The organism is Halovenus halobia (assembly GCF_051414135.1).
Lineage (GTDB): Archaea > Halobacteriota > Halobacteria > Halobacteriales > Haloarculaceae > Halovenus > Halovenus halobia.
The window spans coordinates 1,209,701-1,236,017 of the sequence record NZ_JBLKOA010000001.1 but is presented as its reverse complement, the minus strand read 5'-3'; the positions used below and the strand labels follow the sequence as shown (position 1 = coordinate 1,236,017).

Sequence of the window (26,317 nt, the reverse complement as noted above, 5' to 3'; positions counted from 1 at the left end):
GTTGCATTCATTCTAGTTCATCTAAACGATTAAACCGGATAATATCGATCTTGCAACTAAACTTTTATAATAAGTCGCAGAATAATGCTGACTATGGCACGTATTAGACGTGTTGACGATCAGAAAGAAATGGAAAAAGTGATTGATGATTTCATTACCCAAGGGTACAAGGTGAAGTCTCGTGGTGAGCACAGCACAATGATGAAAGAGAAAAGCTATGGCAGCGGTGGTGCCCACCTAATTATTCTTGTTCTTTTCGGGTGGTGGACTCTTGGTATCGCTAACGCCTTGTATGCGGCTTACAAGTATTTCACCGGTGATGAAGTTCAGATCAAGGTCGAAGATACCTAAGCTGTTCCGCAGACTTAATTTAGCACACACGTATGTGGATGTAGCACATAGTTAGTTTTATGAACCGAGTCCGACGTGTTGAAAATCAGCAGGAATTAGAACGGCTGATTGATGATTTTATTACGCGCGGCTATGTCCTGAAGTCGCAGGGCGAAACTGGGGCTTGGGTAAAAGAAAAAGACTGGGGCGACTCGGGTATCCACCTATTTTTGCTAGCTTTGACAGCTTGGTGGACATTTGGGTTATCAAATGCATTGTACGCGATCTACAAACGTGCTACTGCTGAGGAAGTTCACATCCGGATTATAAATGAACCCAATGAAAGCACTGCTCCGTTTGATTCAGAGACCGCTGGCGGCTCTACTACTGGAACATCTGTAACGCATGGTCGTTCAAGTACGGATCGACAGGAGAGAACCTCTCATCACCCGTCAAAGAGTTCAGACCAAACGGGTTCTGATGAATCTGAGTGGTTGCCAGAGGGAGAAGCTAATGATTAGATCAAGAGCAAATGATTGAAACTTTGAAAAACTAATCGGACCCAGAAGATATCGATGAAAAATAGCACCTTTTTCAGAATCCATTATAAGGGAGAGAGGCGCTTGTTTAGACAGATGTCTCAAAGATAATGATCCAGTCTCGTTTCATTACAGCACTACTACAACTGTCTTCTCTGTTAGTTTCGATTTTTGTATTATGTAGTATTTTCGCGCTTCAAACTGGACTCATTGGATTGCAATTTATCGCCCCAGTACTACTCATGATCGCGTCGTGGGTCGTTTTTCGGTATATCATTGTCTCTCATTCAGTCACAGAGAGTGTGTATCGGCGTCTGTTTAGTGTTCTGTCTGTGGCTGTTGTGATTGGGATAACTGCGGTCACGGCGAAGAAGTTTGTGACCACTGTTTCTTTGGCGAAATTTCGAATACTCATATACGCTGAGAACCCACAAGATTTCCCCACTGAGTTTTTGCCGGAGTGGTGGAGTGGAATAATCTTGGCAGTTGCTGCTGTATTACTTCTGCTCGGAAGTATTCGTCCTCAATCCCTTCAGCCATATGATCGTCCGAGGGAAATTCGAACCGCCCCGTTATCACCACCATTTTTCGGATTTGGGTGTGCTTTTTTTGGGCTCTGGGCCGTCTTATTTGTTGGATTTTCAATTCAACGAGTAATTGTTATTGCTCCAATATTTGAAGAACTCTTGAAGTTCGGCATTGCACTGTTGGTTGGCAGCACGTTATTTGATCGCTCACTAACTGCGCGGATTGGCGTTGCAGTTGTTGTTGGTGCATTATTTGGCTTAATTGAGCACGCGACTACATACCCCACCGAACCCGATTCGCTCTATCTCTTCCGAACACTATTCCACGCAACGACAACTGTACTTTCTATCACAGTCTATACAGTCTGGGAGGCAGATGGCGAGACGACACTTCGCTGGATTGCGCCGATGTTCTCAATGTGGATTCACTTTTTTAACAATACCTTTGCTGTCCTTTCAGCGATCGTATTTGCATTTCTTTATCAACCCACAGCGTCCTCTGTTGCTCTGGTTTACAGCTTTCTTACTGTCATTGTGACGACGGGGCTAATAATCCTCACACTCTTCCGTCACCGGATTATGAAGTTTCTGACGAGGATGTTTGCAAGAGCGTTTCTCCCCACTGTGTGACCCTCTTGCTGTGGCCCCGCTCTATTACGAGAATGAGTGAATAGAGTGTCTGTTACTATACCGTTCAGCCAGAGATAACGCAAATTAGTGCTAATTTGGTCATCACTCTTTGCTTGAGGTCTGTTTGGCCCCTTCTCGGTGCGACTGTTGTCCGACATCATTGCTGGAAACGTTCTGCTGACTTGCTTGATGATGGGTCTCCTCTGACTGGTTTGTGGACTGTTGCGATTGAGTCTGCTTCCTATTTGTCCCCGGATTTTGGCCCGAGGATTGTTTTTCTACTTTTATGATAACTTCTTCTGCGCTTGACCAGGAATATGTAGCATAAATTAGATTGGCTATAATGGCAATAACAAATGCTGAGCCGCTTGGAGCATTCGCTTCACCGAGGAGAATTGCAGACCCAATTAACGCGAATAAGAACAGGAACCCATGTACTGGAGCCTCCCCCAAATCTTTTTCCTTAAGACGGGTAGACCGCCGCCCTTGTTGTTTGATTTTGTATCCTCGTGTGACAAATTCATCTACCTTCTTTTCCATGTCTTTTTCAGATGGAACATATTGTGTCCGAGACATAACCCACGATTTTTGTCCAAACATAATAATGTTGGGTGTTACTCCCACTCGAAGATTGGATATTTTACTGTCACAGATCACAGAGACGCGTGAGAGATTGCACAGATTATCAGAGAGCGACAGAACGCCTCGAAGATGAACTGAATCGACGCGTTAGCTGTTTTATACGACCCCACTGTTGGACCGGCGCCAGCGCACTCGCAGGGGATTTAGTGGGGGCCGGGCGTACGTGAGAGTATGACAGCAACCGCATTCCTGAGTGTCTCACCGAAAGTTGAAGGAAGCATGGCGCCAGAAATAGCGAAGGCGGTCGACGCGCTGGACGCGTTCGAGGTTGAATACGAGACGACGCCGATGGGGACGATTCTCGAGGCCCAGAATGTCGAAGAATTGTTCGCGGCCGCGGCCGCCGCACACGACGCCGTCGACGCCGAGCGAGTCGGGACGTTTCTGAAAATCGACGACAAGCGCACGGTCGAGCAGGCTGCGAGTGAGAAAGTCGAGAAGGTCGAACAGCATCTCGGCCGCGAGGCGCGCTCTGGTGGGGAGCGCAACCGATAATACGTTCCCTCGCCAGCGTCTGACCGTGCTGGGTCTGCTCTCGACCACCCTGTCGCCCCGTGAGGTTGCCGCCAGCGTGCGGGCTGGTAAGGGTCTCGCGCCGTATCTGGCACTGGCGGTCGCAATTCCGGCAATCAGCACCGGCGCGATACTGGTTCGGCTGAGTTCTGCGCCCTCCTCGGTTGCAGCCGCCTACCGCGTGCTGTTCACCACGCTGCCACTGTTGCCGATTGCAGTCCTGCGGTACCGCGAGCAGTTCCGGGCAATAGGTCGACGAGACGTACTCTTTGCGTGTTGTTCCGGGCTTGCGCTTGCAGTGCATTTCGCCGCGTGGTTCGAGAGTTTGTCCTGGACAAGCGTGGCCGCGAGCGTGACACTCGTCCAGTCCCAGCCCATCTTCGTCGCAATCGGGGCGTGGGCGGTGCTCTCCGAGCGAGTGACGCGACGGACTGCGGTTGGGATTCTCGTTGCCGTCGCTGGGATTGTCACGATGTCAGTTGGCGACCTCTTCAGTGGAGCGGTCGGTTCAGACCCGCTGCTGGGCAACAGCCTCGCAGTGACCGGGGCAATCATGGCTGCTGTGTACGTCCTCGCTGGGCGCTCGCTCAGGCAACGGCTGGCGCTGATTCCCTACGTCGTAATCGTCTACAGTGTCTGTACGGTCGGCCTGCTGGCGCTTGTGGTCGCACAGGGCCACGCGCTGACAGGCTACGGCGAACAGGAGTGGCTTGTGTTTCTCGGCCTCGCGGTCGGTCCCGGACTGCTCGGCCACACAGTCATCAACTGGGCACTCGGCCACCTCGAATCGAGCGTCGTCTCCGTCTCGCTGTTGGGCGAGCCTGTCGGCTCGACGGTGCTCGCGGCACTGATACTCGCCGAGACGCCGACACTCGTCACCGTCGCCGGTGGGGCTGTCGTCCTCGCAGGGATTGTGACCACAGCCACGGAACAGGAGCCAGCGCAGTAGCGGGTCGGCGATGACGCGAATCGTTATTTGTCGTCCACGTAAACTAGTAACCAATGAGTGCGCCCGGCAACGAAATCGACCCGGAAGAAGTCAGTGAGTTCGAAACCGAACAAGACCGACTCAGATTGGTGGCTGAGACGTTGCTGCCGGCCTCTCGGACCGATACCGAGGCCCTCGTCGCCGACAAGCTGAGCAGCCAGTCTGACGGACTCAAGACCTGCACCACCGAGTATTTCACGAACACACTGCCGAACGGCGAGGCAGCCTACGACAAGCTCACTGCGCTCGTCCGTGACAGAGATGTGGCAACGACGGACCTGTTTACCGCTATCTCGACAGTGCAGGCCGCGCTGCTGTCCGGCCAGCACACGCTCGCACAGGAACCGCCAGCGGGTGCCAAGGCCGCACTGGCCCGCGTCGTCTCGACAGACACGGCCGCGCTCGCTCCACGACTCGACGGCGGCGTGACGGTGGCTGACGCCCGCACATCGGTCGAGCAGTTGATTGACCGCGCGACCGACATCGAAGAGAGTTCCTTCGAGATAGAGACGCTGGTCGAACAGCAGGCCGAAAACACCGACAACATCGCGAGCGAGATTAGCGATATTAACGCCGCCACAGAGGAAATCGCAGCCACCACACAGGAGGTCAACGAGCAGAGCGACCGCGCGCAGGAACTGACCCAGGAGGGCTACGAGCGCGCCGAGGAGATGACCGACCGGATGGAGCGCATCAACGACAACGCCGCGCAGGTGCGTGAACAGGTCGGGACGCTGCAGGACCGGACCGACGAAATCGACGAAATTGTCGATGTGATCAACGAGATTGCCGACCAGACGAATATGCTTGCGCTGAATGCCTCCATTGAGGCTGCCCGTGCCGGTGGCGACAGTGAAGGCTTTGCTGTCGTCGCCGACGAGGTGAAAAATCTCGCCGAAGAAAGCAAGACACAGGCTGGCGAAATCGAGGAACTGGTCGACAGTATTCAGGCTGGGACCGAGCAGGCCGCGGCAGAACTCGACGAACTCGAAGACGAGACCAGCGAGGGCTTCGCAGCGAGTAAGGAAGCCCTCGAGACGTTCAGCGATATCGAGGAACTCGTCACCAGCGTCTCGACGGCACTGGACGAGGTCGAGACCGCGACCGAAGAGCAGTCCGAGAGCGCCGAAGAACTGGCGATGATGATAGACGAAGCCTCTCGGAAGGCCAGCCGTATCTCCGAGGAACTCTCACAGATCGCACAGGCCAACGAAACCCAGCGCTCGGAACTCAAGACCTTCGCGCAGTCGCTCTAGCTGTACTGGCGGTCGAGATACGCGACAATCTCGGTACTGTCGGCGATGAATTCCTCGGCCATGTTATCGTCGAACAGGACTGGGACTCCCGTCTGGCCGGTCCGGTCTTGGACGTTCGTCCGGTCGCTGTGGGCGTCTGGAACGACCGTCTCGTCGTACTCGAGCTCAAGCTCAGCGAGTTTGTCGCGCACTTTCTGCGAGTATGGACACTGTTCTCTGTCGTAGAGTTCGATTGCCATACCCGACTGTTCACGGCTGCATGGATTAACGGTTGGTCGATTGTGTCGAACTGCACACAACCGCGGTGAGTTCCACAGAATTAAGTAATGGCCTGACTGAAAGCAGGTATGGAACTTCCGGACGAACTCACACACCCCGCCTTCTTTACCGGCGTCGGCGCGATTATCGGCTACGGCCTCATTCTGGCGTTCATGACGGTGGTCATCTTCGGCATCCCGTACCTGATTTTTAGCCTGCTTGGGTAGCCCGCCGGTCTTTTATTCGCGGCCCACCTTGCTCTCGTATGGCTGAGCAGCGATACGTCTACACGACGCACGCGACAGAGGCGCGAGGCCGAAAGATGGGGAACATCGAGTCAGTAATCAACGAATACGCCAGCGAGGGCTGGCGTCTCAGCGAGACACTCCAGCGCGACGGCACGACAATCGGGATGGTTTTCGAGCGCGAAGTCTGATCACATGCCCATGTCGGCCGCCGCCTCGGGAACCGGCAGGTCGTGGCTCGCAACGCCGAGCAGTTCGCCAGCGTGGTCGAGTGCCATATCGAAGCCGTAGTACCGTTCGAGTTCGTCGCCGTCCGCTCCATCACGAACTTTCAGCATGGCGTATCCCTCGATATTCTGTGCGATTGCCGCTTCCGAGCCATCGCGGCGGAACACGAGTAGCCGTTCTGTGTCTGTCTCGCGGTACGTAGCGGTCACCGAGTCGGACTCGGCTGTGGTCGCATCCTCACTCATACCCACGGGTTGGGTTGCTCGCACCTTTGCGTGTCGGTTCTGGCCGCGGGTCGCGGTCCGACATGTTTTTTGCGAGATGGGGCGGTAGTCACCTCCATGCGAGCACTCCAGCGCTGTGACTTCTGTGACGAGGAGGCGGCCGGAACGTTCGAGATTATGCCCGAGGAACTCAATCCGACTGAGGCCGAGCGCCGCCGGACGGTTCTCTGTGCGTCCTGTAAAACACAACTCGAAACGCTGATCGACCCGCTTATCGAACGAGTGGGCGGCAATCCCACACAGACAACCAACGAACAGAGCGCCGAGACAGCAAGCGCGGCCGAGACAGAGTCAACGGCCGATAGTGAGTCGGACGGGCTGATTGGCGCGTCGGACGACGGCTCGTTACTCGGCGACTCCGAGTCCGGTGACGAATCCGAGAAACAGGGAACGGACAGTGGACAGGAACCAACAGCCGAGTCAACTGACGCCACACAGGCGACACAAGCGGAGAGTGATGACCCGCCGGAGAACTACGGGAAGGTGCTCAGACTGCTCCGAAACCGGGAGTTCCCGATGACTCGTGAGGAAATCGTGACGATCGCGACCAGTGCGTACGAACTCAAAGCGCGCAACGTTCAGCAGATTATCGACGAGTCGGTCGACCGCGGGGAGTTCGTCGAGACCGACGGCCAACTCGAACGGGCCTGAGATGGCGCAGTATCTCCAGAGCGGCCGGCGGCGGGACATCTGTGCGCTGCTGGCCGACGAGTCGATGCAGGCTCAGGCGCTGAAATCACGGTTGGAGTCGACCTACGACACACGAATCGACCCACAGTCGTTTTACGCAGCGCTGGATGCGCTGGAAGACCAGGGATTCGTCCAGACACGCACCGAAGGAATTCACGACGTCTACGAACTGACCGACGCGGGGAGACAGCGACTCGACGCCCACGTCGAGTGGCTACTGGCACAAGTTGACGCGAACTGATGTGTGAGTGATAGTCACACCTATGTCTTTCGGCACCGGTAGGGTCGTTACGTTCATTGTACAGGGAGTCGTAGAGTCAACTACCGGATGAGGCGAGATCACTTCACAGTCGCGGCCGAGAGTTTGGACCCAGCAGAGGCCGATAGCCCGACGCTCGACATCGAGTACGACGGCCCCGAGGAGACACTCACAGCCCAGTTGACAGACGACAGCGACCAGATACCGGCGTCGGATATCGACGCCGCCTTTCGGTTTCAGGACGACCACGAGTCGGCCGACGCGAAAGGTGTCTGTAGTCTAACCCACCGCGTCACTGGGGAGTATCTGCTCGAATTCAATGCTGACAGCGCGGACATTCTCGACCTTGTCGCGGCGGCCAGAGAAGAAACCGACGAGGGCAACTATCAGATTCGGATTAACCGCCGCGACGGCGAGCCAATCGTGTACGAACTCGACGCCTTACTCGTCTACGACAACAACGGTAATCTCCTCCGCCAGCACAGTTTGATTCCAAGCGGCGTCGAACTGTAGCGCGACGAAGTGGAGTCGCTGACGTTTATTTCCCCCCGGTCGAATGGGGTTCTGTGGGACTGTACGACCGCTATCTCGCGGCCCGTATTCACCTTGCTGAGCAGTCGCTACCGGAGACGGTTGCGCTGGTCATCACCGAGAAAGACCTGCTGGAGGACGGTGCCTACGACACTATCGAGCAGTTTCTCGACTGGGCGTTCGGGTTCGGCGCCGAGCGAGTCGTCATCTACGTCAGCGTCAGCAACGAGGACGTCATCGAGACGCTGGCACGGGAGTTCGAGCGCCTCGACTCACCGCGTCCGGTTGCCCTCCGGTCGCCTGCGGATGAAACCCGTGCGACGACGCCAGTGCAGGTGAGCATCGGCCTCGGCGGGAAACACGAGTTCGCCTCCGCGGTCCAGGGAATCGCAACAGCAGTCGAAAACGGGAGCCTCGATGTTGCTGAGATCGACGGAGAAGAAATCGAGCGTCGGCTAGTGTTTCCGTCGGACCCGGACCTCATCGTCAAGACTGGTGCCGAGCGCCTCTCTGATTTCATGATCTGGCAGTCTGTCTACTCCGAACTGTACTTTACCGACGTGAACTGGCGGAATTTCCGGCGGCGGGATTACCTGCGCGCGCTGCGAGACTTCCAGCGCCGACAGCGGCGGTTTGGACGGTAGGAGTCGGTTGGGACATGGGGACAGTGTCATAGAACCAGAAAGCGCCGGCGTCATCGGGCGCTTCGCGCCCGGTTGCTCGCGAGAGGGTCGCTCTCGCCCTGGCTACGCTCCCGCGACTCGCTGTCGTTCGAGAGAGCAAAGCTCTCTCGTCATCCTGAAAATCTCCGATTTTCTGAGACAACGAGTCCCCCAACTTGAACAGGCGGCCCCTTTCTGGTTGTTTGCGGTCGAAACTCCAACTGCTGCAACGACTCCAGCCCAGGAGAGCACCCAAACCGATATATCACGAGCGAGTAAATCGAAACCAATGCCGCCAGTCAAGGGACCGTGGTCCCGCGAACAGCTTGCGCAGTTTCTCGACGAGGCGCTGATGCCGCTCCGCCTTGGCTGTCGCCGTCCAGACGGTAGCCTGTGGATGCTCTCGCTGTGGTACGAGTACGTCGACGGCGAGTTTCGCTGTGCGACCGGCAGCAACTCCGATATCGCTCGCTTTCTCCGAACAGACGACGCGGTCTGTTTCGAACTTTCGACCAATCGACCGCCGTATATGGGTGTGCGCGGCAACGGCACTGCAACGCTCGACGCCGACGAGGACAAGACCCTGCTTCGCGGGCTGCTGGAGCGATATCTCGGCGGAACTGAGTCCGAACTCGCCGAACTGTTGCTCGACGATGACCGTGAGGAAGTGATGATTCGCGTCGAACCCGACCGACTGTACACCTGGGATTTCACCGACCGAATGGGTGCTGCACAGACTGACACACCTGCGGGCCGGAATCCCGAGCCGGACTCACCGCGATATTAGCTCGGCGATTCGACCGTATTCTCCGCTGAATCGCCGTCTTGGAGTTCGTCGTCGGCACTGACCTGTCCGGCAGCGCCGGTGAGCGTCTCACCAAGAACACCAATCAGCGCGCGAGCGCGGCGAATCCGACTCTGGTGCCAGCTCTCGTCGCGGTAGTTGTAGGTCCTGAGCGCGCGGAGGAAGTCGATGCGGCGAAACTCCGGCCAGTACGGTGCGGTGAAGTAGACAGCAGCCTCGTTGCCGTTGGCCTGCCACGGGAGGAAATTCGAGGTGCGCTCGTCGCCGCCGCTACGGATAATCAGGTCGACGTTGCTCGTCGGACCGTCGGGCAACGCCTTGTCGACCGTACTGGCGTCGACGTCTGCCGGGTCGAGGTCACCTGATTCGACCTGTTCGGCGATGGTCCGGGTTGCGCCGAGCAGTTCCGCCCGACCGCCGTAAGCGAGTGCGATGTTGAGGTTGAGCCGGTCGTACTGTTCGGTCCGAGACTCCGCGTAGGAAACGGCGTCGCGGACGCGCTCGGGGAGTGTGTCGATTTCACCGATTGCGCGGATACGGACCTCCTGCTCGTGGACGTCGTCGGCGTCAGCAAAGTCACGAAGTTTCTCAGTGACGAGGTCGAACAGCGCTTTGCGCTCGTCTTCTGGCCGCTCGAAGTTCTCGGTCGAAAACGTATAGAGCGTGACTTCCTCGATATCTAGCTCCGCACACCATTTGAGCAGTGCCTCGGTCGTCTCGGCACCCTGTCGGTGGCCTGCGGTCTTCTCGACTCCCTCCTTGGCGGCGTAGCGACGGTTCCCGTCCTGGATGACAGCGATGTGTGACGGTGTCGCTTCCAGTTCGGATTCGAGAACGCGCGCATACAACCGCTCGACAGGAGCACGGAGCCGGCTTGCCATACTACTATTTCGCCACACAGCGGTGTTGAATCTTGCGGGCGCGGTTGGACTGACCACAGCTTATTAATATAATGCCAACGTTCGTTCACATGCAATGGCGAAAGGTACGGTTGATTTCTTCAACGACACAGGCGGTTACGGTTTCATCGAGACTGAGGACGCAGACGAAGACGTATTCTTCCACATGGAAGACGTCGGCGGGCCGGATCTCGAAGAGGGACAGGAAGTCGAATTTGAAATCGTCGAGGCCGATAAAGGGCCACGAGCCAAGAACCTCGAGCGGCTGTAACAGGCCTCGAAGTGACTGGCCGGGGCAGTGCTGTAGCTGCAGCACTGGGCTGTAACAGCACATCCACTCGATCATTTCTGTCGGACCAACAGTAAGCGAACCGTGAGTGGTAACTACGCCCCGCGGAAACGCTCAGTATGGCTGAAATACTCGACGAAGAACTCCGACGGCGGACCTGGAAGTTGTTGCAGCCGGGTGAGATCGAACTCGACGGCCTCGTGCTCCAGACCAAATTCGACGGGAGCCAGGAGCCAGAGATGCATCAGGCAACCGTCGAAGTCGGCGAACTCATCGCTGAGTACGCCGGCCACGAGCCCACGGACACCTTCGTGTACTCAGGTACCGACGACTCTGACTTTTCCTCGAATCAGCATCAGGGACTCACGCTCGACGACGAGTCGTTCGTCTGGGAGTGCCAGCAACTGCTTCGCAACGGCAGTTTCGATGTGGTCTTCTATTTCGAGGCAACTGCCGATACCGAGGGGCTTCTCGGTGCAGTTCGGGAAGCGGGCTACGACGCGACGGCGATTCGCGGAGACGTCGCCGACCCAGACGACGCGGTAGTTGATGCATAGGCTGGGAACAGGCGAGTCATTTAAACAGGCCGGTTCCCGAGAGTCACCAGAACGCGGATGATTCCACTGATGCACGATTTCGCGGGTGAGCGCGTGCTTGTCGTCGGCGGCGGTCCCGTCGGCGCACGGAAGGCCCGGAAATTCGCCCGCGAGGCCGAGGTTGTTGTCCTCAGCCCGACGTTCGAGGCTGACTCCTACGGCCAGAGCCAGCAGCTCCGGGCTGCCCCGGAGCCAGCAGACGCAGGCGACTGGCTCGACCGCGTCGACCCGGGTCTCGTTGTTGCCGCGACGGATTCGAGTGAACTCAATGCAGCGTTCGAGCAGGCGGCCGACGAGCGCGGACTGCTCTCGAACCGCGCCGACTACGCCGGCCCCCGGTCACCCGGCCACGTCGTCGTCCCCGCAACAGTCAGGGACGACCCCGTGGTCGCCGCCGTCTCGACCGGGAGCCCGGCACTGAGTCGCCACTTGCGGCAGGAACTCGAATCGACGATTAGTGGTGCTGGCGGAATGGCCGAACTGACCGGCTCGCTCCGGACGGAGCTCGACCACCTCGACGCGGAGACGCGCCGGAGTGCGTTGCGGGCCGTTGTCGGCAGCGACGCCGTATGGAAGGCTTTAGATACCGAGAGTTCAAACCCCCGCCAGGTAGCCACAGACGTGATTGCAGACGTAACCGGTGATTCACTATGACATCTAATTCCGGTCTCATCTCTGGTATTAGCATCTCCCATCAGCGCGCATCTCTGAAACAACTCGAAGCGGCGACTGCCGACAGTCAGAAAGAGTTGGTCGCCGACCTTCGCTCAGAATCGGGCGTCGAAGAGGCCTACGTTCTCCAGACCTGCAACCGAGTCGAAGCCTACGTCGTCACAGACGACGAGGCCGTCGGCAGGCAACTGCTCGCCGAGACGTTCGCCGACGTCCCCGCGGATATCGTCCGGAAACTCGACCACGAGGAGAGTCTCGAACACCTCCTGCGTGTCAGTGCCGGCCTGGAATCGCTCGTACTGGGCGAAGACCAGATCCTTGGGCAGATCAGAGACGCCTACCAGGATGCACAGACGATGGATGGTATCGGTCCCGTGCTCGAAGACGGCGTGACCAAGGCGATTCACGTCGGCGAACGGGCACGCACGGAGACAACAATCAACGAGGGCGTGGTCTCACTTGCCAGTGCCGCCGTCCGTCTCGCCGCGGAGAGACACGGCCTCGATGGCGCGAATGCCGCGGTTATCGGCGCGGGCGAAATGGGCCAGTTGGCCGCCAAGCGCCTCGCGCCGCGGGTCGGCAAACTCGTCGTTGCCAACCGAACGATTGCGCGAGCAAATTCCGTGGCAAAGAGTATCGACGAACCCGTCGCGATGGAGACGCGTGGACTGGACCAGCTCGCCGAGACGATCGACGACGCCGATATTCTGATTGCCGCGACGGCGAGTTCGGAGTGGATTGTCGACCCAGAAACACTGGCGGACACCAGCGAAACCTTCGTTATCGACATCACTCGGCCACGCGATATTCCGCCAGCGGCCGACGCCTTCGACCATCTGACGGTCTACGACCTCGACCGACTCGAAGCCGTGACGGAGAAGACGCGGCAGATGCGCCGAGAGGCCGCACAGGAGGTCGAGACGATTGTCGACGAGGAGTTCGAGTTGCTGCTCGACCAGTACAAGCGCAAGCAGGCCGACCAGGTCATCTCCGCGATGTACGAGAGCGCAGAGCGGGTCAAAGCCCGCGAACTGGAGGAAACCTTCGAGAAACTGGACCTCGACGAGGAGAGCGAGGCCGTCGTCGAGTCGATGGCAGATACGCTGGTCTCGCAGTTGCTCGCACCGCCGACGAACAGCCTGCGTGACGCCGCTGCCGCCGACGACTGGACAACGATTCACACGGCGCTTCGGCTGTTCAACCCGAACATCAACGAGGCCGACGCGGGGCTTGCCGAGATGGCACCCGGTGGAATGCCAGACTCGGTGGACGCCTCCGACGTTGACGCGATTCCGGAACACGTCCGCGAGCAGTTGCCAGCCGGGCTGTTAGAGGAGTTCGAGGAGTAGGCCGAACTGTTTTGTCCGTTGCAATCGATGCATCGGCTATGACGGAGCTACTCTCTGACGAAGAAATCGACGCACAGCTACCAGATGGTTGGGAGCGCGCCGGCGATGAAATCGTTCGCGTCTACGAGTTCGATTCCTATCTCGACGGTATCGGCTTCGCCTCGGGCGCTGGCGGCGTCGCCGAGGAAGCCTGGCACCACCCCGAGATGACGATCACCTGGGGCGAAGTCGAGATTCGGCTGACGACTCACGACGCCGGCGGGCTGACAGAGAAAGATATGAACCTCGCGGAGCGGTTCAACGAACTGTACGACTAACCGAACTGTTTCTCGGCGAGAAACGTGACCGAAGCGTCTTTGGCGTAACTGGGGCTACAGTGCAGACAATGGCAGAGCCCGGACCGGTCGCAATCGAAGCGACGGAGTTGACCAAGCGTTTTGGGACAACGCTGGCCGTCGACGGCGTCGACCTGGCGGTACCCACCGAGAGCGTCTACGGCTTTCTCGGCCCGAACGGTGCCGGCAAGACGACAACCATCGAGATGCTGACGACGCTGACGCCGCCCTCCTCGGGGACGGCCCACGTCGCCGGCGTCTCGATAGACAACCGTGACGAACTCAAACAGCACATTGGCTATCTGCCTCACGACCCGCCGGTCTACGAGTCCTTTACCGCCCGCGAACAGTTGGCCTACGCCGCCGACATCCGCGAGATGGACCGCGAACGTGCTGACGAGCGCATCGAGACGATGCTCGACCGGGTTGACCTGCTCGGTGACGCCAACGACCGCGTCGGCACCTACTCACAGGGGATGCGCCGGAAGGTCGGTCTCGTGCAGGCGCTGCTGCACGACCCGTCTGTCGTCTTTCTCGACGAACCGACGAGCGGCCTCGACCCCCGTTCCTCACGGACGGTCATCGAACTCATCACCGAACAGGTCGACACTGGAACGACGGTCTTTCTCTCCTCGCACATTCTCCCGGTTGTCGAGGAACTCGCCGACACCGTTGGCGTCCTCTACAAGGGTCGGCTCGTCGCCGAGGACAGCCCCGAGCGGTTGGTCGAGCGCACCGAGGAAGGCACGGGGACGCTCGAAGAAGCCTTTCTGGATATCACGACCGAAGGAGGGCCGGTGTGAATGTCCTCGCTGTGGCGTGACCTGCGGGTTGGCCTCCGGATTGGTCGAGCGAGCGTCCGCGACCGGTTTCGCCGGAACACGAGTACGCGCCGGGAGAAAGCGGCCTTCGCGTTGCTTGCGCTGTTTGTCCTCCCGGGCATAATTCTGTTCACCCAGCAAGCGTACAGCGCCGGAGTTGCAAGCCGTGGCGGCGTTGATGGGCCTGTCATCGCAGTTGTACGGAACGCACTCCTGCCCGCGATGGGCGTGTTCACCGTCGTCGCAGGGCTGGAGGCGGTCCAGCGCCTGGGCAGTGACTCTGTCCGGACGCTGCTTTTGACCAGCGCGTCGACGCGAGCCATCGTCGTCGGAAAGGTGCTCTCGCTGCTGGTTTCGTGGCTCGTCTTGCTGGCGCTTGGGTTCACCCTGCTGGTCGCGTACGCAGTCGGTGCCCGCGCGGTGCTGTTCCCCGTCGCTGTCGCTGTCGCGATAGTTCCGGTGTTCGTGCTGGTGTTGTGCACCGGCCTCGCCGTTGGGTATCTGCTGTGGCTCGGGGTCGACAAACTCGGGCTCTCGGAGGGGTCGCGACAACTCGTCACCGCCGGACTGTATATGATTGTGATTCTCGGGATGTTCGCCGGTGGCTCACTGGTCGGCGGCGCAACCGCCGAGGGTGGGTTGACGGGACTGATTCCGACCGGTCCGCCGACGACGCCGGTCGGCTGGTACGCTGACCTCTTTTTCATCGGCTCGCCGATGACACCGACTCTCGGCCTCCAGACGGTGCTGGCCGCAGGACTCGTACTCGGTGCAATTCCACTCGCCTTTGGTCTCGTCATCCGCCTCGCGCCGCTGTACTGGTACTCGACACCGAGCGAGCGTTCAGATGACGAGTCAGAGCAGACGACAGCGCCGACAAAATCGCCGAGCGAGTTGATTGGGTGGACGCCGGGCACGCTGACCGGACGCTCGCCAACAGTTCGCGTGCTGCTGGCACTCGTCCGCAACGCCGTCAGGCAGCCGAGCCAGTACGTCTACCTCTTCTACTACATTTTCCCGATTGCACCAATTCTGGTCCAGCAGGCACTCTCTGCGCCCGGCGCGATTCCGCTGACTGGTGGAGCCGCGTTACTCGTGTTGGGTGTCTGGCTGGCTGGCGGGCTCTTCTGTCTCAACCCGCTTGGCTCCGAGGGCGCGATGCTCTCGCAGTTGGTGCTGGCCGAGCGCCGCGCCGAGACGTTCGTTCACGCGCGGTTACTCGCCGGCAGCGCGCTCGGCGTCGTGCTGACAACAGCAGGACTCCTAGCGCTGACCGTCAGTGCTGATTTTGTGACGCTGCGATTCGCGGCAGCCGGCGTTGGCTTTGCTGGAGCAGCAACGGTCACGAGCGCTGGGATGGCACTCGGCCTTGGCTCCGTGCTGCCGAAGTTCGAGGCCGTCGAGATATTCGAGAGCGTCGAGACTGTCGCGCCGTCGATTATCGCCGCGCTCGTCCACGCGGTGCTGTCGCTACTGCTCTTGCTCGCTGGTCTCGGGGTCGCGGCCGCGGTTGCTCTCCCAGAGAGTCCGCTCTCAGTGGGCCAGCAGGTTGGTGCCGTCGGACTCTACGCTGGCACACTTCTTCTCATCGGAGACGGGTCGCGGCGGTACGCAATCGCCCGGTTCCGCGACTACGGTCGCGAGGTTGCCCGGACAGACCGCCCGTTCGCGGTCTACGCAGCGCTTGGCCTCTCAATACTCGCCTTCCTCCTCGGACAGGCAGTCTCGACAGCCGTCGTGCTTGTGCTCAATCTCGACCCACAGTCGCTCGTGCTGTTCCCGACACTCTTTGTCGTCCAGTATGCCGGATTCGCACTCGTGGCCGTTGGCTTTCTGTACGCGACTCATCGCGGGCTTGCGTACATTGACCTCTCGAAGCCGTCGGTCAGACAAACTGCGTTCGCTGGCGGTGGACTCGTCGCGACGTTCGCCGTCTGGGGCGTTGTCTCCCTCGTCGTTGCTGGGCTGGGACTCCCGGCGACCGACCACGCGCTGTTCGACCCGAGCGAGGACGGAAATCCACAGCTGCTCCTCGTTTTGATTCCGCTGGTGTTGTTCGTCAACGGCCCCGTCGAGGAACTGCTGTACCGCAACGTCATCCAGAAATATCTCACCGAGCGGTTCTCGGTACCAGTCGCAATCGCAGCGGCGAGTGCCATCTTCTCGCTGGCACACGTGCCCGCCTACATCTCTTCGGGGCTGACCGCGCTGTCGGTCACGCTGACGCTGCTCTTTGCGATTGCGTGCCTGTGGGGCTGGGTCTACCACCGGACTGAGAGTCTCCTCGTCGTCTCGGCAATCCACGGGCTCTACAACGCGGTGCTGATTGGCGCACTGTACGTGCAGGTCGCCTGAGGCGTGTCAGTCGACCTGTGCGTGCTGTTCGAGCGGCGAAACGATTTCCCACGAGTCGACGATGACACCGTCGACGCCCGCCGCACGGAGGTCTCGGACTTTTGGCTCCGACGGGACCGTCCAGGCGTTGACCGCGAAGCCGTGGTCGTGAGCGCGGGTAATCGCCGCCTCGTCGACGAATCTGTGGTGTGGGTGGAGGTACTCACAGCCGAGTTCCACAGCGCGGTCGAGTGCACTCCTGAAGGGGTAGGTGAACAGGTACGCGGTCTGAATCGGCTCGTTGCGAAAGGCGCTGAGTGCACCGGCGTCGAACGACGAGACGATAACAGGCTCGTCGTAGTCGGACAGTTGCGGGATGAGGTCGGGAGCCATCCCGGCGTGTTTGAGTTCGACATTGACACCTGTCCCCGGCGGGAGCGCGTCGAGGACGTCGGTCAATCGCGGAATGGGTTCCGCAGAGGTGCCGACAGTGAGCGACGACAGGTCGTCGTACGTGTACTCGCTCACTGGGCCGCTGGCGTCCGTAAGCCGACCGAGGCGTTCGTCGTGAAAGACCACAATCTCACCGGATTTACACCGCTGAACGTCGATTTCGACCATGTCGACGTAGGGGGCTGCGGTCCGAACCGCTGCGACCGTGTTCTCGGGTCCGTGGTCAGGACAGCCGCGATGGGCGATTCGTCGCATTAGTGGCGAAAGCGGCGTCGCGGTATTAAATCCGACTAATCGGCGTATAGAGGGGTCTCAGGCGACAATAGCGCTATATAGCCACGCGTCAACGGGTCTGCGCAGCGTCTAAGTACACGAGCAGCCAACTACGGCTGTGATCGTCCTCGCGACGAGTGACTTCGAGCTCTATCACGACGCTGTCTCCGAGTTACAGGACCGCGGGATTGCCTTCACCACGGCCGAACCGGGGACCGAGTTCCCAGATGAGACTGCGGTAGTGCTCACTGGCACGGATGACGAGATTAGCGTCAGCCCAGAGGTAGCCCTCGTGCGAGCAGCGGGTGAGGAGGCCCGCAGTGGCGTCGAACAAGCACTTGCGGCCCTGCGCGGCGAGGACGGCCGGACAGTAATCGGAATCGACCCCGGCGAACAGCCCGGTATCGCCGTGCTCTCCGGCGGGATGATTGTCGCGACGTTTCAGGTGCCGCCCGACCGAGTTGCCGAGATTGTCCACGACGAAGCCGAGGGCGCGACCAGCCCGCTCGTGAGAATCGGCGACGGCGCGCGGTTGATCGGCGCACAGATCGTCGACGATATCGAGGGACTGCCAGTCGAACTCGTCGACGAGACTGGGACGACGCCACATCTGGGGGCTGGCACGCGAGGTGTCGCAGACGTGCTCGCCGCGGCGAACATTGCCCGAATGGAGGGCGAGCCAATCGAGAAACGCGATGTCGAACCGACGGGCGGCGAACTCAAGCGAATTCAGGAGCGCTCACGGAAACTGAGCGAGGAGAACAGGACCATCGACGCCGACCTCGCCCGGGCGGTCGCAACAGGCGAACTGACAATTCGTGAGGCGCTGGAAACGCACCGCTCCTAACGCGTCTCGCGTGCGGCCTGCTCCGCGCGGCGCATCAGTTCGCGCACCGGTTCGTCGGTAGCGGCGGCCGCCGCGTCGTCGAACTCCGCGCTCACGTCGAACACTTCGTCGCCAATGCTGGCGATTTTGACACCAATCTCCGCGGGGCCTGACTCTGTCTCGACTGTCACCGTCTGGTACTCGCGGTCAGCGATGAGGCGGTGGCCGCGGCCGTGCTCTCGCACGCCGAGCGTGCCGGTCTCGACGGCAAGGCGGCGCGCCACTCGGTCGGCGTCTTCGGGCTTGACGATGACTTTCACGAGGTGACCCGGCCGGGATTTCTTCATCGTCGCCGGGAGAATCGAGACATCCAGCGCGCCAGCCTCGCTGAGCGTCGCCTGCAAGCCGCCGAGTTCCTCGGGCGTCGCGTCGTCGAGATTCGTTTCCAGCACCGTCACCGGGTCGCGCGTGAGTCCGTCTGTAGACTGGCCGCGGATTGCTCGCAGGACATTTGGATGGTCCTCGAAGCTGTACCCACCCACGCCGTAGCCTGACGTTTCGACGGTGAGTGTCGGGAGACGTTCGACGCCGTCAGCGTAGACAGCCAGAATCGCCGCGCCGGTCGGCGTGAGCAGTTCGGCCTCGACTGGGCCGCTCCGCAGCGACCAGTCGGCCCGTTCGGCGAGTTCGAGCACCGCCGGGACGGGAACCGGATATGTGCCGTGGCTCATCGACACCTCGCCGCCGCCGGTCCCAACGGGCGTCGTCACAACCGCCTCTGGCGCGAGGTCATCGAACAATAGCGCCGCGCCGACGATGTCGGCAATAGCGTCGTCAGCGCCGACTTCGTGGAAATGCGTGTCCGCCAAGTCGGTGCCGTGGACGCTCGCCTCAGCCTCGCCGAGCAACCGGACAATCTCCAGCGCCTTCGACTCCACAGCAGAGGGGAGGTCCATCGCTTCGACAAAATTGACAACTTCGGTGTACGAGCGTGTCGGTCCGGCACCTTCGGCGTGCTCGTGGCTATGGGAGTTCTCGGTGTCGTGGTCGTGGCTATGGGAGTTCTCGGTGTCGTGGTCGTGGGTGTGTGACTCGCCGTGGTCGTGACTATGTGAGTGGTTGTCGAAATGGTCCGCAGTGAGGGCAACAGTGACGCTGGTGCCAGCGATACCGTTTCGCGTCGCCTGCTTGGCCTCGTACGTAAGGTCAAGCGCGGCTTCGACAGGGTCGAGGACGGCGGGGTCGGCCCCAGCGTCAAGCAACGCGGCGAGTATCATGTCGCCGCTGGCCCCCATCCGGGCGTCGAAAGCGAGTGTGTCCATACCGACAAGTGGGGCTGGACACGCCAATAGCCTGACGACTGGTTAGTACGCCCGGACGAGATGTACGTCGTACGTTCCGTCTGGAGCAATCGAACCGAACGGCGTTGTTAGTTCGTCTTCGTCGTCTTCAGTCCCGACAAACAGCACCGTTGCACCGACATCGCTGGCGACCTGCCGGACACTCTCGGCGACGCCCTCGTGAACGCCAGACGCGGTTGTTTCCTCGAAGGTCCGCTCGGCACTGTCGGTTGTCTCTTCGATTTTCTTGGCGAGGCGCTGGTGGACGCCGTCGGTCGCCAGATCCTCGCTGGGGTCGATCCACATCCGACGCTGTGCATACTCCGCACCTGTCGGAACAAAACTGACTGCGACAACCCGTTCGTCGAGCGCTTCCCCGTGTTCGACTGCGCGGTCCAAGGCCGCTCGGGCAACACGTGATCCATCGTACGGGACGAAAAACACCATGTGCCCCAGTACCAAGGACAACCATATGAATCCACGGGGAAATTTCGGATTTTTGAGAGGGGTTACGATCCCACGGAGGCCCGCCGGTAGCAAAAAACATATCTCCGGTGGTACCTGAGTGTGACCAAGGCACAGTCTACTATGAATGAAGTGCAACTCGAGGTCGCAAAAGCGTACCCGAACGACTCGGGCCGCGGTATCGCCCGGTTAGACCCGGATACGCTGTTGCATCTCAAACTCTCGCCGGGGGATATCATCGAAATCGAAGGCGCGGACACGACGGCCGCGAAAGTCTGGCGGGCAGACCGTCAGGACTGGAACACCGACACAGTCCGCATCGACGGCTTCACACGTCAAAATGCCGACGTAGGTATTGGCGAACGCGTCGAGATTCGCAAGGCCGACGCTGAGAAGGCCGAAAAGCTCGTCCTCGCGCCGCCGGAGGAGGCGAGCGTCCAGTTCGGCAGCGACGCAGCCGGGATGGTCAAACGGCAGATTTTGAAACGGCCGGTCGTCGAGCGCGACATCGTGCCGGTGATGAGTTCGACGAACCACCCGTTCATGCGCTCACCGGGCCAGGCAATTCCGCTGATTGCCGTCGAAACCGAGCCTGACGGCGTCTGTCTCATCACAGAGGATACAGAGGTCGAACTCCGCGAGGAGCCGATCTCTGGGTTCGAGAAGACTGGCGGCGGGATTACCTACGAGGATATCGGTGGTCTCCAGAAGGAAATCCAGCGCGTCCGCGAGATGGTCGAGCTGCCGATGAAACACCCCCAGATTTTCAAGAAACTCGGCATCGAGCCGCCACAGGGGGTGTTGCTGCACGGTCCACCCGGTACAGGAAAGACGCTGCTTGCGAAGGCAGTGGCCAACGAAACCTCTGCGAGTTTCTTCTCTATCGCCGGTCCGGAAATCATATCGAAGTACTACGGCGAGTCCGAACAGCAGTTACGCGAGATATTCGAGGACGCGAGCGAGGAAGCGCCCAGCATCATCTTCATCGACGAACTCGACTCGATTGCGCCGAAGCGTGAGGACGTAACGGGTGAAGTCGAGCGTCGTGTCGTTGCCCAACTGCTGACGATGATGGACGGCCTCGAATCGCGAGGACAGGTCATCGTCATCGCCGCCACGAACCGCGTCGACAGCGTCGACCCTGCACTGCGCCGCCCCGGCCGGTTCGACCGTGAAATCGAGATCGGTGTGCCGGACGAGAGCGGTCGTCGCGAGGTTCTGCAGATTCACACCCGCGGGATGCCGCTGTCGGACGATGTCGACCTTGGCAAACTCGCCGAGGAGACCCACGGATTCGTCGGCGCCGACATCGAGAGTCTCACCAAAGAGGCGGCAATGAAGGCGCTCAGGCGGTATTTGCCCGAAATCGACCTCGACGAGGAAGATATCCCGCCGAGCCTGATCGACCGGATGATAATCAAGCGCGATGACTTCCGCGGCGCGCTCAACGAGGTGAGTCCATCGGCGATGCGGGAAGTTCTCGTCGAGTTACCGAAGATTAGCTGGGACGACGTGGGTGGCTTACCCGGACCAAAAAAGGAGGTCAAAGAGAGCGTCGAGTGGCCGATCAACTCACCGGAGAAATTCGAGCGGATGGGGATTAGCGCACCCTCTGGCGTACTCCTCTACGGCCCGCCGGGAACAGGAAAGACGCTGATGGCCAAAGCCGTCGCCAACGAGACGGACGCGAACTTCATCTCGGTGCGTGGCCCGCAACTGCTCAGCAAGTGGGTCGGTGAGTCGGAGAAGGCCATCCGCCAGACGTTCCGGAAAGCGAAGCAAGTGGCCCCGACGGTCATCTTCTTCGACGAACTCGACTCGCTGGCACCGGGCCGTGGCGGTGAAGTCGGCTCGAACGTCTCAGAGCGGGTTGTCAACCAACTCCTGACCGAACTGGACGGCCTCGAAGAGATGGAAGAAGTGATGGTCATCGGCGCGACGAACCGCCCGGACATGATCGACCCGGCGTTGATTCGCTCGGGCCGATTCGACCGACTCGTAATGATTGGCGAACCCGACGTTGAGGGTCGCGAGCAGATCCTGAAGATCCACACCGACGATATGCCGCTCAGCCCGGACGTCAGCCTGCGCGAACTTGCCGAGGTGGCCAACGGCTACGTCGGCTCCGACCTGGAGTCGATTGCCCGCGAATCTGCCATCGAAGCACTGCGACAGGACGAAGAGGCCGACACTGTCGAGATGCGGCACTTCCGACAGGCGATGGACAACGTCCGACCGACGATTACCGAGGATCTGCGGGAGTACTACGAGGAGATGGAAGAGGAGTTCCGCGGCAGCGGTCCGGACCGCGACCAGCGTCCCGGTGGTCGCATCGGCTTCCAGTAAACCACGCGTCCGCTTTTCGCTTGGCGTCCAAACACCAGTAGTGTTAACGCGCCCCAAGAAGATACCGGAGAGTGCAGTTGCTCGCCCGGTGGGCCGTCAATGGTGTTCGCCGAACAGACGCGAGTTCGCTGCCGGCGCAGTCTCGGCGGGAGTGACGAAGAGTGAGACACGTCGTAGCGTCTCACTCTCGGTGTCGGTCTCGGCCGGATTCCATGCCCGAACGCATGAACGCCGCCAGGATGCGGCCGATGCTGGTGTCGCCAGTCCAGAGGGCTTCCTCGTCGACGGGTGCGTCTTCCGTCTCGGCGGCCAGCAGTACCGTGCGGTCGTCAATCATCAGTGCTCGACCGGCGAAGTCTGCCGGGTTGTCTTCTGACATCACGAACACGGTCACGGGGTCCTCGGCAAACGTCTCGGTCAGCGACCGGTCAGCAGTGACGACGGTCACGTCAGCCACCTCGGACACACCCCGGAGCGCGTCAGCTATCTCCGACGTCATCGCTGCAGCCGCTGGAGAGACGAAAACGACGGTGTGTGTGGCTGACTCGACGAGCGTCGTGATGCGGTCGTCAATCGGCTGGCGTCCCCTGAGTGTCGCGACGCCCGCGCCATCTCCGAGGTCGGCCTCGTCAGTACGTATCGATTCGAGGCGGTCGAAGGCTCTGTCGGCCTCGGATTCAAGTCGTTCGGTCAGCAGTTCGCGGGCCGTCGACAGCGCGACCGGACGGTACGCCTTTGGCGAGGTTTCGACCACCTCCACGAGGCCACGCGCAGCGAGGTCGTCGGCCGCCCCGTACACCTGCGACCGGGGGACGCCCGACACGTCGTTCACCTCCTGTGCGGTGCCGCTCCCGAGTTGCTGAAGCGCGACGAACACCTGTGCCTCGTAGTTCGATAACCCGAGCGTCCGCAACGACTCGACGGCCTCGCGCTCACTCATCGTCTGTCACTGGTCGCTGGCCGGTTGTTCTACGTTCCGCCTCCCGACCGAGTTCCCCCGTCATATAGATATTGTAGATATCTACAAACAGTTAAGTAGTCCGCCGAGAGAGCTACGATTAACAAGGATGTACGGTAACGAGTGCAGCGGCCCGTGTACGGTGCGAGAGTCGTCGTGTGACAGCGTCGGGATAGTTTAGGTATGGCTGGGCGACTCTCACAGCGGTACGCAAAGCTACTCACGACACACAGCAAACTGGTCATTCTCGCCGTTGTCGTCGTCACAGCCCTCGTCATCGCGGGGACAGCAGTGGGCGGCGCGGGCGAACAGGATATCGGTGGCTTCGAGGTCGACTCCGAAGAGACGGCCGCGAGCGAGTTTGTGCGGAGTAACTACGGCGGAGACGACGGTGTGGTTGCACAGCTGGTAGTCCGTAACGAGAGCGGGGACGTGTTGACTCGTGACTCGCTGTTGGCGGGCCTGTACCTCCAGCAGACGGTACGAGAAGAGAGAAAGCTGAACGCGACGCTCTCGGGACAGGGTTTCGTCGGTATCGAGAATGTCGTCGCAACAGCAGCCGTCTACGAGGACCGACAGCTGGCGAGCGCGGGCAGACAGCAGTCAGCGGATACTGACACCGCAACTGGCAGCAGTCCGCCGACCAGCGCACCACCGCTGTCCGCACAAATCGACGCGCTCGAATCGCGTGACAGCAAGGCAGTCGAACAGCTCTTGGCCGACGTACTCGACCCCGACAGCGACACGCTCGGCGGACAAGACCCCTACCAGTTCCTCCCGCGGAGCTACGACCCCGGTTCGACGGACGCCACGGCCCGATTGACCCTCATTACGCAAGTCGACGACAGCGGCGAGAACGCGGACCCAACAGCCGCGTATAACGCACAGGTGAGGATTGACGGACTCGCCGACCAGCAATTCGACGACGCGTTCGTCTTCGGCCAGGGGGTCTCGGACGACGCCTCGTCGCGGGCGACTGGTGATAGTTTCGCCATTATCACGCCGTTCGCGCTGGTTCTTATCCTGTTCGTGCTGGGAATTACCTACCGGGACGTGCTTGACATTCTGCTGGCCTTTCTCGGTATCGCGCTCGTGATGGCGTGGCTCGTCGGAATCATGGGCTGGCTTGCGATTCCGATGAACGTCATCCTCATCGCCGTCCCCTTCTTGCTTATCGGGCTGAGTATCGACTACGCGCTCCACGTCGTGATGCGCTATCGTGAGGCCCGCGAGGGGACGCTCGAAGCAGACGACACCGACACGACCACCCGCGGAATCCGGCCTGCGATGGCACTCGGCTTCGGCAGCGTTGTGCTGGCACTGGCCGCCGCCACCGTTTCGACGGCTGTCGGGTTCCTCTCGAACGTTGTCAGCCCACTGCCGGCGATTCAGGACTTCGCCGTCCTGAGCGCGGGCGGCATCTTCGCCGTCTTCGTCGCGTTCGGGGTGTTGCTCCCAGCACTGAAAATAGAGCTCGACGGGGCTATCGAAAATCGGCTCGGGTGGAATCGTCGCAAGCCTGCGTTCGGCGTCGATAGCGGCCTGGCGAACTCCGCACTCGAACGATTAGCCGTCGTAACGACTCGTGCGCCGGTCGCCATCGTCGTCATCGCGCTGTTGTTGTCCACGACCGGAGCCTACGGCGCGACGACCATCGATACCGAGTTCAATCAGGCTGACTTTCTCCCGGAGGACGCTCCCGACTGGGCACAGTACCTCCCGGGTGGCCTCGCTCCCGGTGAGTACACTATCTCCCAGGACTTCCAGTATCTGAGCGACAACTTCCAAGTCGGGGGTGATGCTGGACAGTCACAGGTTCTCATACGCGGGGCAGTCACCGACCCCGCGCTTCTGGAGACGCTCGATACTGCGGACGACAGCGTCGCCGATAGCAGTTCGATTCAACTTCGGCCCGACGGACGAGCCGCTGTCGCGGGCCCGCATACGGCCATTCGTGACGTGGCCGCCGACAACGAGAGCTTCGCCCAGTTCGTCGAGCGCAACGACCCCGACAACGACGGCCTCCCCGACGAGAACGTCGCGGCGGTCTACGCGGCCCTGTACGATGCCGACCGAGAGACTGGGAGTCAGTACATCAGCCGCGCGGACAACGGGACCGTCACGTCGATCCGGCTGCTGCTCTCAGTCAGGAGCAGCGAGTCGGCCCAGACCATCGCTGGGGACACCCGCGCGTACGCCGACGACATCAAACGCAATGCCGCCGGGGTCAGCGCCGTCGCGACTGGCGGGACGGTGACGACTGCAGTCATCCAGGACGCGCTGCTGGAAACCCTCATCGAGGGGTTCACCGTGACGCTAGTGGTCATCCTGCTCTTCCTGACAGGGCTGTTCTGGGCGCGATACCGGTCGCTGTCGCTGGGGGCATTGGTGCTGGTCCCGGTCGTCGTCTCGCTGTCGTGGCTGTTGGGGGCGATGTCGCTGCTCGGAATCGCGTTCAACAGCGAAACGGCGGTCATCACCAGTCTCGCAATCGGACTCGGTGTCGACTACAGTATCCACGCTGGCGAGCGGTTTGTCGACGAACGCGAGAAATCAGACACGCTGCAGGCGGCACTCCGGAGTACGATTACTGGGACTGGCGGGACACTGCTCGCCAGCGCGGCCACGACAGCCGCTGCCTTCGGTGTCCTCGCCGTTGCGCTCTCGCCGCCGCTGCAACGGTTCGGTATCGTCACTGGCTTGGCAATTATCTTCGCGTTCGTCGCCGTCGTCACGATGCTCCCCGGTCTACTGGTGCTCCGTGAGCGAGCGCTCGACCGCTGGAACCTGCGCTGACGGAATCTCGGGCGACGAATCTGACAGGTTCCGTGTCCAACCTCACACGAGTATCCGAACACCCGCTGGGCTGGTGGACCTCTGGACTCTCACTGTTCCGCTCTCTTTGGCGGCGTGTCCGTGACGCCCACGCCTGCTGGCAGGGGCGCGAGAGAGAGAGGTGTGTCGCCCCCACTCA

General features: G+C 60.4%; 31 protein-coding genes. 23 read left to right on the top strand and 8 right to left on the bottom strand.

Annotated features, from left to right (window positions below; genetic code table 11):
* The first annotated feature begins 93 nt into the window (after nt 1-93).
* The 3 genes from ACMGFM_RS06600 to ACMGFM_RS06590 all read left to right on the top strand — a co-directional run bounded on the left by ACMGFM_RS06600 (nt 94) and on the right by ACMGFM_RS06590 (nt 2,026).
* Nucleotides 94-351 carry a DUF8108 domain-containing protein gene (locus tag ACMGFM_RS06600; protein WP_436901647.1) on the top strand — a complete coding sequence of 86 codons (258 nt, stop codon included), beginning with the start codon at nt 94-96 and terminating at the stop codon, nt 349-351.
* Between the two features lie 59 nt (nt 352-410).
* Entirely contained in the window at nt 411-851 is a 441-nt protein-coding gene (locus ACMGFM_RS06595; RefSeq protein WP_436901646.1) for a DUF8108 domain-containing protein, read from the top strand.
* Between the two features lie 350 nt (nt 852-1,201).
* The gene (locus ACMGFM_RS06590) at nt 1,202-2,026 is read left to right on the top strand and encodes a hypothetical protein (RefSeq protein ID WP_436901645.1); all 825 of its coding nucleotides are present in this window, start codon (nt 1,202-1,204) and stop codon (nt 2,024-2,026) included.
* A gap of 102 nt (nt 2,027-2,128) precedes the next feature.
* On the opposite strand, the gene ACMGFM_RS06585 is transcribed toward ACMGFM_RS06590, so the two are convergent.
* Nucleotides 2,129-2,602 (bottom strand): DUF8108 domain-containing protein, encoded by a 474-nt coding sequence (locus tag ACMGFM_RS06585; protein WP_436901644.1) that lies wholly within the window; start codon nt 2,600-2,602, stop codon nt 2,129-2,131.
* Nucleotides 2,603-2,839: 237 nt separating this feature from the next.
* Here ACMGFM_RS06585 and ACMGFM_RS06580 point away from each other — a divergent pair, with 237 nt between their 5' ends.
* From ACMGFM_RS06580 to ACMGFM_RS06570, 3 genes are all read left to right on the top strand, one after another.
* Nucleotides 2,840-3,163 carry a thiamine-binding protein gene (locus ACMGFM_RS06580; RefSeq protein ID WP_436901643.1) on the top strand — a complete coding sequence of 108 codons (324 nt, stop codon included), beginning with the start codon at nt 2,840-2,842 and terminating at the stop codon, nt 3,161-3,163.
* A gap of 76 nt (nt 3,164-3,239) precedes the next feature.
* A complete protein-coding gene (locus ACMGFM_RS06575) occupies nt 3,240-4,130 on the top strand; it encodes a DMT family transporter (protein ID WP_436901743.1) in 891 nt (296 codons plus the stop codon).
* A gap of 53 nt (nt 4,131-4,183) precedes the next feature.
* Nucleotides 4,184-5,425, top strand: coding sequence for a methyl-accepting chemotaxis protein (locus ACMGFM_RS06570; RefSeq protein WP_436901642.1), 1,242 nt, complete (start codon nt 4,184-4,186; stop codon nt 5,423-5,425).
* On the opposite strand, the gene ACMGFM_RS06565 is transcribed toward ACMGFM_RS06570, so the two are convergent.
* Complete coding sequence (locus tag ACMGFM_RS06565; RefSeq protein ID WP_436901641.1) at nt 5,422-5,664, bottom strand: glutathione S-transferase N-terminal domain-containing protein; 243 nt, start codon at nt 5,662-5,664, stop codon at nt 5,422-5,424. The two genes, ACMGFM_RS06570 and ACMGFM_RS06565, sit on opposite strands and share 4 nt — an antisense overlap.
* A gap of 108 nt (nt 5,665-5,772) precedes the next feature.
* Between ACMGFM_RS06565 and ACMGFM_RS06560 the strand changes: the two genes are divergently transcribed.
* Entirely contained in the window at nt 5,773-5,910 is a 138-nt protein-coding gene (locus ACMGFM_RS06560; protein ID WP_436901640.1) for a hypothetical protein, read from the top strand.
* A 38-nt stretch (nt 5,911-5,948) separates the two neighbouring features.
* A complete protein-coding gene (locus ACMGFM_RS06555; protein WP_299274690.1) occupies nt 5,949-6,119 on the top strand; it encodes a hypothetical protein in 171 nt (56 codons plus the stop codon).
* Here the strand turns inward: ACMGFM_RS06555 and ACMGFM_RS06550 are convergent, their stop codons facing one another.
* A complete protein-coding gene (locus ACMGFM_RS06550) occupies nt 6,120-6,401 on the bottom strand; it encodes a DUF7111 family protein (RefSeq protein WP_436901639.1) in 282 nt (93 codons plus the stop codon).
* Between the two features lie 96 nt (nt 6,402-6,497).
* On the opposite strand from ACMGFM_RS06550, the gene ACMGFM_RS06545 reads away from it, so the two are divergent.
* The 5 genes from ACMGFM_RS06545 to ACMGFM_RS06525 all read left to right on the top strand — a co-directional run bounded on the left by ACMGFM_RS06545 (nt 6,498) and on the right by ACMGFM_RS06525 (nt 9,369).
* The gene (locus ACMGFM_RS06545) at nt 6,498-7,091 is read left to right on the top strand and encodes a DUF8528 domain-containing protein (protein WP_436901638.1); all 594 of its coding nucleotides are present in this window, start codon (nt 6,498-6,500) and stop codon (nt 7,089-7,091) included.
* Between the two features lies 1 nt (nt 7,092).
* Nucleotides 7,093-7,371, top strand: coding sequence for a PadR family transcriptional regulator (locus ACMGFM_RS06540; RefSeq protein WP_436901637.1), 279 nt, complete (start codon nt 7,093-7,095; stop codon nt 7,369-7,371).
* An 87-nt stretch (nt 7,372-7,458) separates the two neighbouring features.
* Entirely contained in the window at nt 7,459-7,902 is a 444-nt protein-coding gene (locus ACMGFM_RS06535) for a DUF5793 family protein (protein WP_436901636.1), read from the top strand.
* Nucleotides 7,903-7,955: 53 nt separating this feature from the next.
* On the top strand, nt 7,956-8,564 hold the full coding sequence (locus ACMGFM_RS06530) for an undecaprenyl diphosphate synthase family protein (protein ID WP_436901635.1): 609 nt from the start codon (nt 7,956-7,958) through the stop codon (nt 8,562-8,564).
* Between the two features lie 307 nt (nt 8,565-8,871).
* Nucleotides 8,872-9,369, top strand: coding sequence for a pyridoxamine 5'-phosphate oxidase family protein (locus ACMGFM_RS06525; RefSeq protein ID WP_436901634.1), 498 nt, complete (start codon nt 8,872-8,874; stop codon nt 9,367-9,369).
* Here the strand turns inward: ACMGFM_RS06525 and uppS are convergent.
* A complete protein-coding gene (gene uppS, locus ACMGFM_RS06520) occupies nt 9,366-10,268 on the bottom strand; it encodes a polyprenyl diphosphate synthase (protein WP_436901633.1) in 903 nt (300 codons plus the stop codon). The two genes, ACMGFM_RS06525 and uppS, sit on opposite strands and share 4 nt — an antisense overlap.
* 94 nt (nt 10,269-10,362) lie before the next feature.
* Between uppS and ACMGFM_RS06515 the strand changes: the two genes are divergently transcribed.
* The 7 genes from ACMGFM_RS06515 to ACMGFM_RS06485 all read left to right on the top strand — a co-directional run bounded on the left by ACMGFM_RS06515 (nt 10,363) and on the right by ACMGFM_RS06485 (nt 16,703).
* A complete protein-coding gene (locus ACMGFM_RS06515; protein ID WP_299280441.1) occupies nt 10,363-10,557 on the top strand; it encodes a cold-shock protein in 195 nt (64 codons plus the stop codon).
* A gap of 137 nt (nt 10,558-10,694) precedes the next feature.
* Nucleotides 10,695-11,132 carry a DUF5778 family protein gene (locus tag ACMGFM_RS06510; protein ID WP_436901632.1) on the top strand — a complete coding sequence of 146 codons (438 nt, stop codon included), beginning with the start codon at nt 10,695-10,697 and terminating at the stop codon, nt 11,130-11,132.
* 57 nt (nt 11,133-11,189) lie between these two features.
* On the top strand, nt 11,190-11,825 hold the full coding sequence (locus ACMGFM_RS06505; RefSeq protein ID WP_436901631.1) for a precorrin-2 dehydrogenase/sirohydrochlorin ferrochelatase family protein: 636 nt from the start codon (nt 11,190-11,192) through the stop codon (nt 11,823-11,825).
* A complete protein-coding gene (gene hemA / locus ACMGFM_RS06500; protein WP_436901630.1) occupies nt 11,822-13,192 on the top strand; it encodes a glutamyl-tRNA reductase in 1,371 nt (456 codons plus the stop codon). The genes ACMGFM_RS06505 and hemA overlap by 4 nt, the downstream gene beginning before the upstream one ends.
* A gap of 38 nt (nt 13,193-13,230) precedes the next feature.
* Nucleotides 13,231-13,509: a 4a-hydroxytetrahydrobiopterin dehydratase gene (locus ACMGFM_RS06495; RefSeq protein ID WP_436901629.1), complete on the top strand. Its 279-nt coding sequence runs from the start codon at nt 13,231-13,233 to the stop codon at nt 13,507-13,509.
* Between the two features lie 68 nt (nt 13,510-13,577).
* Nucleotides 13,578-14,330 carry an ABC transporter ATP-binding protein gene (locus tag ACMGFM_RS06490; RefSeq protein ID WP_436901628.1) on the top strand — a complete coding sequence of 251 codons (753 nt, stop codon included), beginning with the start codon at nt 13,578-13,580 and terminating at the stop codon, nt 14,328-14,330.
* The gene (locus ACMGFM_RS06485; protein ID WP_436901627.1) at nt 14,331-16,703 is read left to right on the top strand and encodes a CPBP family intramembrane glutamic endopeptidase; all 2,373 of its coding nucleotides are present in this window, start codon (nt 14,331-14,333) and stop codon (nt 16,701-16,703) included.
* Between the two features lie 6 nt (nt 16,704-16,709).
* Here ACMGFM_RS06485 and ACMGFM_RS06480 read toward each other — a convergent pair whose 3' ends face one another.
* Nucleotides 16,710-17,390: a glycerophosphodiester phosphodiesterase gene (locus ACMGFM_RS06480; RefSeq protein WP_436901626.1), complete on the bottom strand. Its 681-nt coding sequence runs from the start codon at nt 17,388-17,390 to the stop codon at nt 16,710-16,712.
* A 136-nt stretch (nt 17,391-17,526) separates the two neighbouring features.
* On the opposite strand from ACMGFM_RS06480, the gene ACMGFM_RS06475 reads away from it, so the two are divergent.
* Nucleotides 17,527-18,255, top strand: coding sequence for a type 1 periplasmic-binding domain-containing protein (locus tag ACMGFM_RS06475; RefSeq protein WP_436901625.1), 729 nt, complete (start codon nt 17,527-17,529; stop codon nt 18,253-18,255).
* Here ACMGFM_RS06475 and larC read toward each other — a convergent pair.
* Together larC and ACMGFM_RS06465 are read right to left on the bottom strand one after the other, a co-directional pair.
* The gene (larC, locus tag ACMGFM_RS06470; protein WP_436901624.1) at nt 18,252-19,556 is read right to left on the bottom strand and encodes a nickel pincer cofactor biosynthesis protein LarC; all 1,305 of its coding nucleotides are present in this window, start codon (nt 19,554-19,556) and stop codon (nt 18,252-18,254) included. The two genes, ACMGFM_RS06475 and larC, sit on opposite strands and share 4 nt — an antisense overlap.
* 42 nt (nt 19,557-19,598) lie before the next feature.
* The gene (locus ACMGFM_RS06465; protein WP_436901623.1) at nt 19,599-20,021 is read right to left on the bottom strand and encodes a universal stress protein; all 423 of its coding nucleotides are present in this window, start codon (nt 20,019-20,021) and stop codon (nt 19,599-19,601) included.
* Nucleotides 20,022-20,162: 141 nt separating this feature from the next.
* Here ACMGFM_RS06465 and ACMGFM_RS06460 point away from each other — a divergent pair, with 141 nt between their 5' ends.
* Complete coding sequence (locus ACMGFM_RS06460; RefSeq protein WP_436901622.1) at nt 20,163-22,385, top strand: CDC48 family AAA ATPase; 2,223 nt, start codon at nt 20,163-20,165, stop codon at nt 22,383-22,385.
* 181 nt (nt 22,386-22,566) lie between these two features.
* On the opposite strand, the gene ACMGFM_RS06455 is transcribed toward ACMGFM_RS06460, so the two are convergent.
* On the bottom strand, nt 22,567-23,325 hold the full coding sequence (locus ACMGFM_RS06455) for a TrmB family transcriptional regulator (protein WP_436901621.1): 759 nt from the start codon (nt 23,323-23,325) through the stop codon (nt 22,567-22,569).
* A 201-nt stretch (nt 23,326-23,526) separates the two neighbouring features.
* Between ACMGFM_RS06455 and ACMGFM_RS06450 the strand changes: the two genes are divergently transcribed.
* Nucleotides 23,527-26,139 carry an efflux RND transporter permease subunit gene (locus ACMGFM_RS06450; protein ID WP_436901620.1) on the top strand — a complete coding sequence of 871 codons (2,613 nt, stop codon included), beginning with the start codon at nt 23,527-23,529 and terminating at the stop codon, nt 26,137-26,139.
* Nucleotides 26,140-26,317 lie beyond the last annotated feature (178 nt).

Excerpts from the sequence above, each read along its gene's own strand:
- ACMGFM_RS06455 (WP_436901621.1), bottom strand. The coding sequence starts at position 23,325 with ATGAGTGAGCGCGAGGCCGTCGAGTCGTTGCGGACGCTCGGGTTATCG.
- ACMGFM_RS06535 (WP_436901636.1), top strand. The coding sequence starts at position 7,459 with ATGAGGCGAGATCACTTCACAGTCGCGGCCGAGAGTTTGGACCCAGCA.
- ACMGFM_RS06480 (WP_436901626.1), bottom strand. The coding sequence starts at position 17,390 with ATGCGACGAATCGCCCATCGCGGCTGTCCTGACCACGGACCCGAGAAC.
- ACMGFM_RS06510 (WP_436901632.1), top strand. The coding sequence starts at position 10,695 with ATGGCTGAAATACTCGACGAAGAACTCCGACGGCGGACCTGGAAGTTG.
- ACMGFM_RS06525 (WP_436901634.1), top strand. The coding sequence starts at position 8,872 with ATGCCGCCAGTCAAGGGACCGTGGTCCCGCGAACAGCTTGCGCAGTTT.
- larC (WP_436901624.1), bottom strand. The coding sequence starts at position 19,556 with ATGGACACACTCGCTTTCGACGCCCGGATGGGGGCCAGCGGCGACATG.
- ACMGFM_RS06565 (WP_436901641.1), bottom strand. The coding sequence starts at position 5,664 with ATGGCAATCGAACTCTACGACAGAGAACAGTGTCCATACTCGCAGAAA.
- ACMGFM_RS06540 (WP_436901637.1), top strand. The coding sequence starts at position 7,093 with ATGGCGCAGTATCTCCAGAGCGGCCGGCGGCGGGACATCTGTGCGCTG.
- ACMGFM_RS06600 (WP_436901647.1), top strand. The coding sequence starts at position 94 with ATGGCACGTATTAGACGTGTTGACGATCAGAAAGAAATGGAAAAAGTG.
- hemA (WP_436901630.1), top strand. The coding sequence starts at position 11,822 with ATGACATCTAATTCCGGTCTCATCTCTGGTATTAGCATCTCCCATCAG.
- ACMGFM_RS06560 (WP_436901640.1), top strand. The coding sequence starts at position 5,773 with ATGGAACTTCCGGACGAACTCACACACCCCGCCTTCTTTACCGGCGTC.
- ACMGFM_RS06515 (WP_299280441.1), top strand. The coding sequence starts at position 10,363 with ATGGCGAAAGGTACGGTTGATTTCTTCAACGACACAGGCGGTTACGGT.
- ACMGFM_RS06460 (WP_436901622.1), top strand. The coding sequence starts at position 20,163 with ATGAATGAAGTGCAACTCGAGGTCGCAAAAGCGTACCCGAACGACTCG.
- ACMGFM_RS06490 (WP_436901628.1), top strand. The coding sequence starts at position 13,578 with ATGGCAGAGCCCGGACCGGTCGCAATCGAAGCGACGGAGTTGACCAAG.
- ACMGFM_RS06580 (WP_436901643.1), top strand. The coding sequence starts at position 2,840 with ATGACAGCAACCGCATTCCTGAGTGTCTCACCGAAAGTTGAAGGAAGC.
- ACMGFM_RS06595 (WP_436901646.1), top strand. The coding sequence starts at position 411 with ATGAACCGAGTCCGACGTGTTGAAAATCAGCAGGAATTAGAACGGCTG.
- ACMGFM_RS06585 (WP_436901644.1), bottom strand. The coding sequence starts at position 2,602 with ATGTCTCGGACACAATATGTTCCATCTGAAAAAGACATGGAAAAGAAG.
- ACMGFM_RS06550 (WP_436901639.1), bottom strand. The coding sequence starts at position 6,401 with ATGAGTGAGGATGCGACCACAGCCGAGTCCGACTCGGTGACCGCTACG.
- ACMGFM_RS06485 (WP_436901627.1), top strand. The coding sequence starts at position 14,331 with ATGTCCTCGCTGTGGCGTGACCTGCGGGTTGGCCTCCGGATTGGTCGA.
- ACMGFM_RS06555 (WP_299274690.1), top strand. The coding sequence starts at position 5,949 with ATGGCTGAGCAGCGATACGTCTACACGACGCACGCGACAGAGGCGCGA.
- ACMGFM_RS06505 (WP_436901631.1), top strand. The coding sequence starts at position 11,190 with ATGATTCCACTGATGCACGATTTCGCGGGTGAGCGCGTGCTTGTCGTC.
- ACMGFM_RS06450 (WP_436901620.1), top strand. The coding sequence starts at position 23,527 with ATGGCTGGGCGACTCTCACAGCGGTACGCAAAGCTACTCACGACACAC.
- ACMGFM_RS06570 (WP_436901642.1), top strand. The coding sequence starts at position 4,184 with ATGAGTGCGCCCGGCAACGAAATCGACCCGGAAGAAGTCAGTGAGTTC.
- uppS (WP_436901633.1), bottom strand. The coding sequence starts at position 10,268 with ATGGCAAGCCGGCTCCGTGCTCCTGTCGAGCGGTTGTATGCGCGCGTT.
- ACMGFM_RS06495 (WP_436901629.1), top strand. The coding sequence starts at position 13,231 with ATGACGGAGCTACTCTCTGACGAAGAAATCGACGCACAGCTACCAGAT.
- ACMGFM_RS06465 (WP_436901623.1), bottom strand. The coding sequence starts at position 20,021 with ATGGTGTTTTTCGTCCCGTACGATGGATCACGTGTTGCCCGAGCGGCC.
- ACMGFM_RS06545 (WP_436901638.1), top strand. The coding sequence starts at position 6,498 with ATGCGAGCACTCCAGCGCTGTGACTTCTGTGACGAGGAGGCGGCCGGA.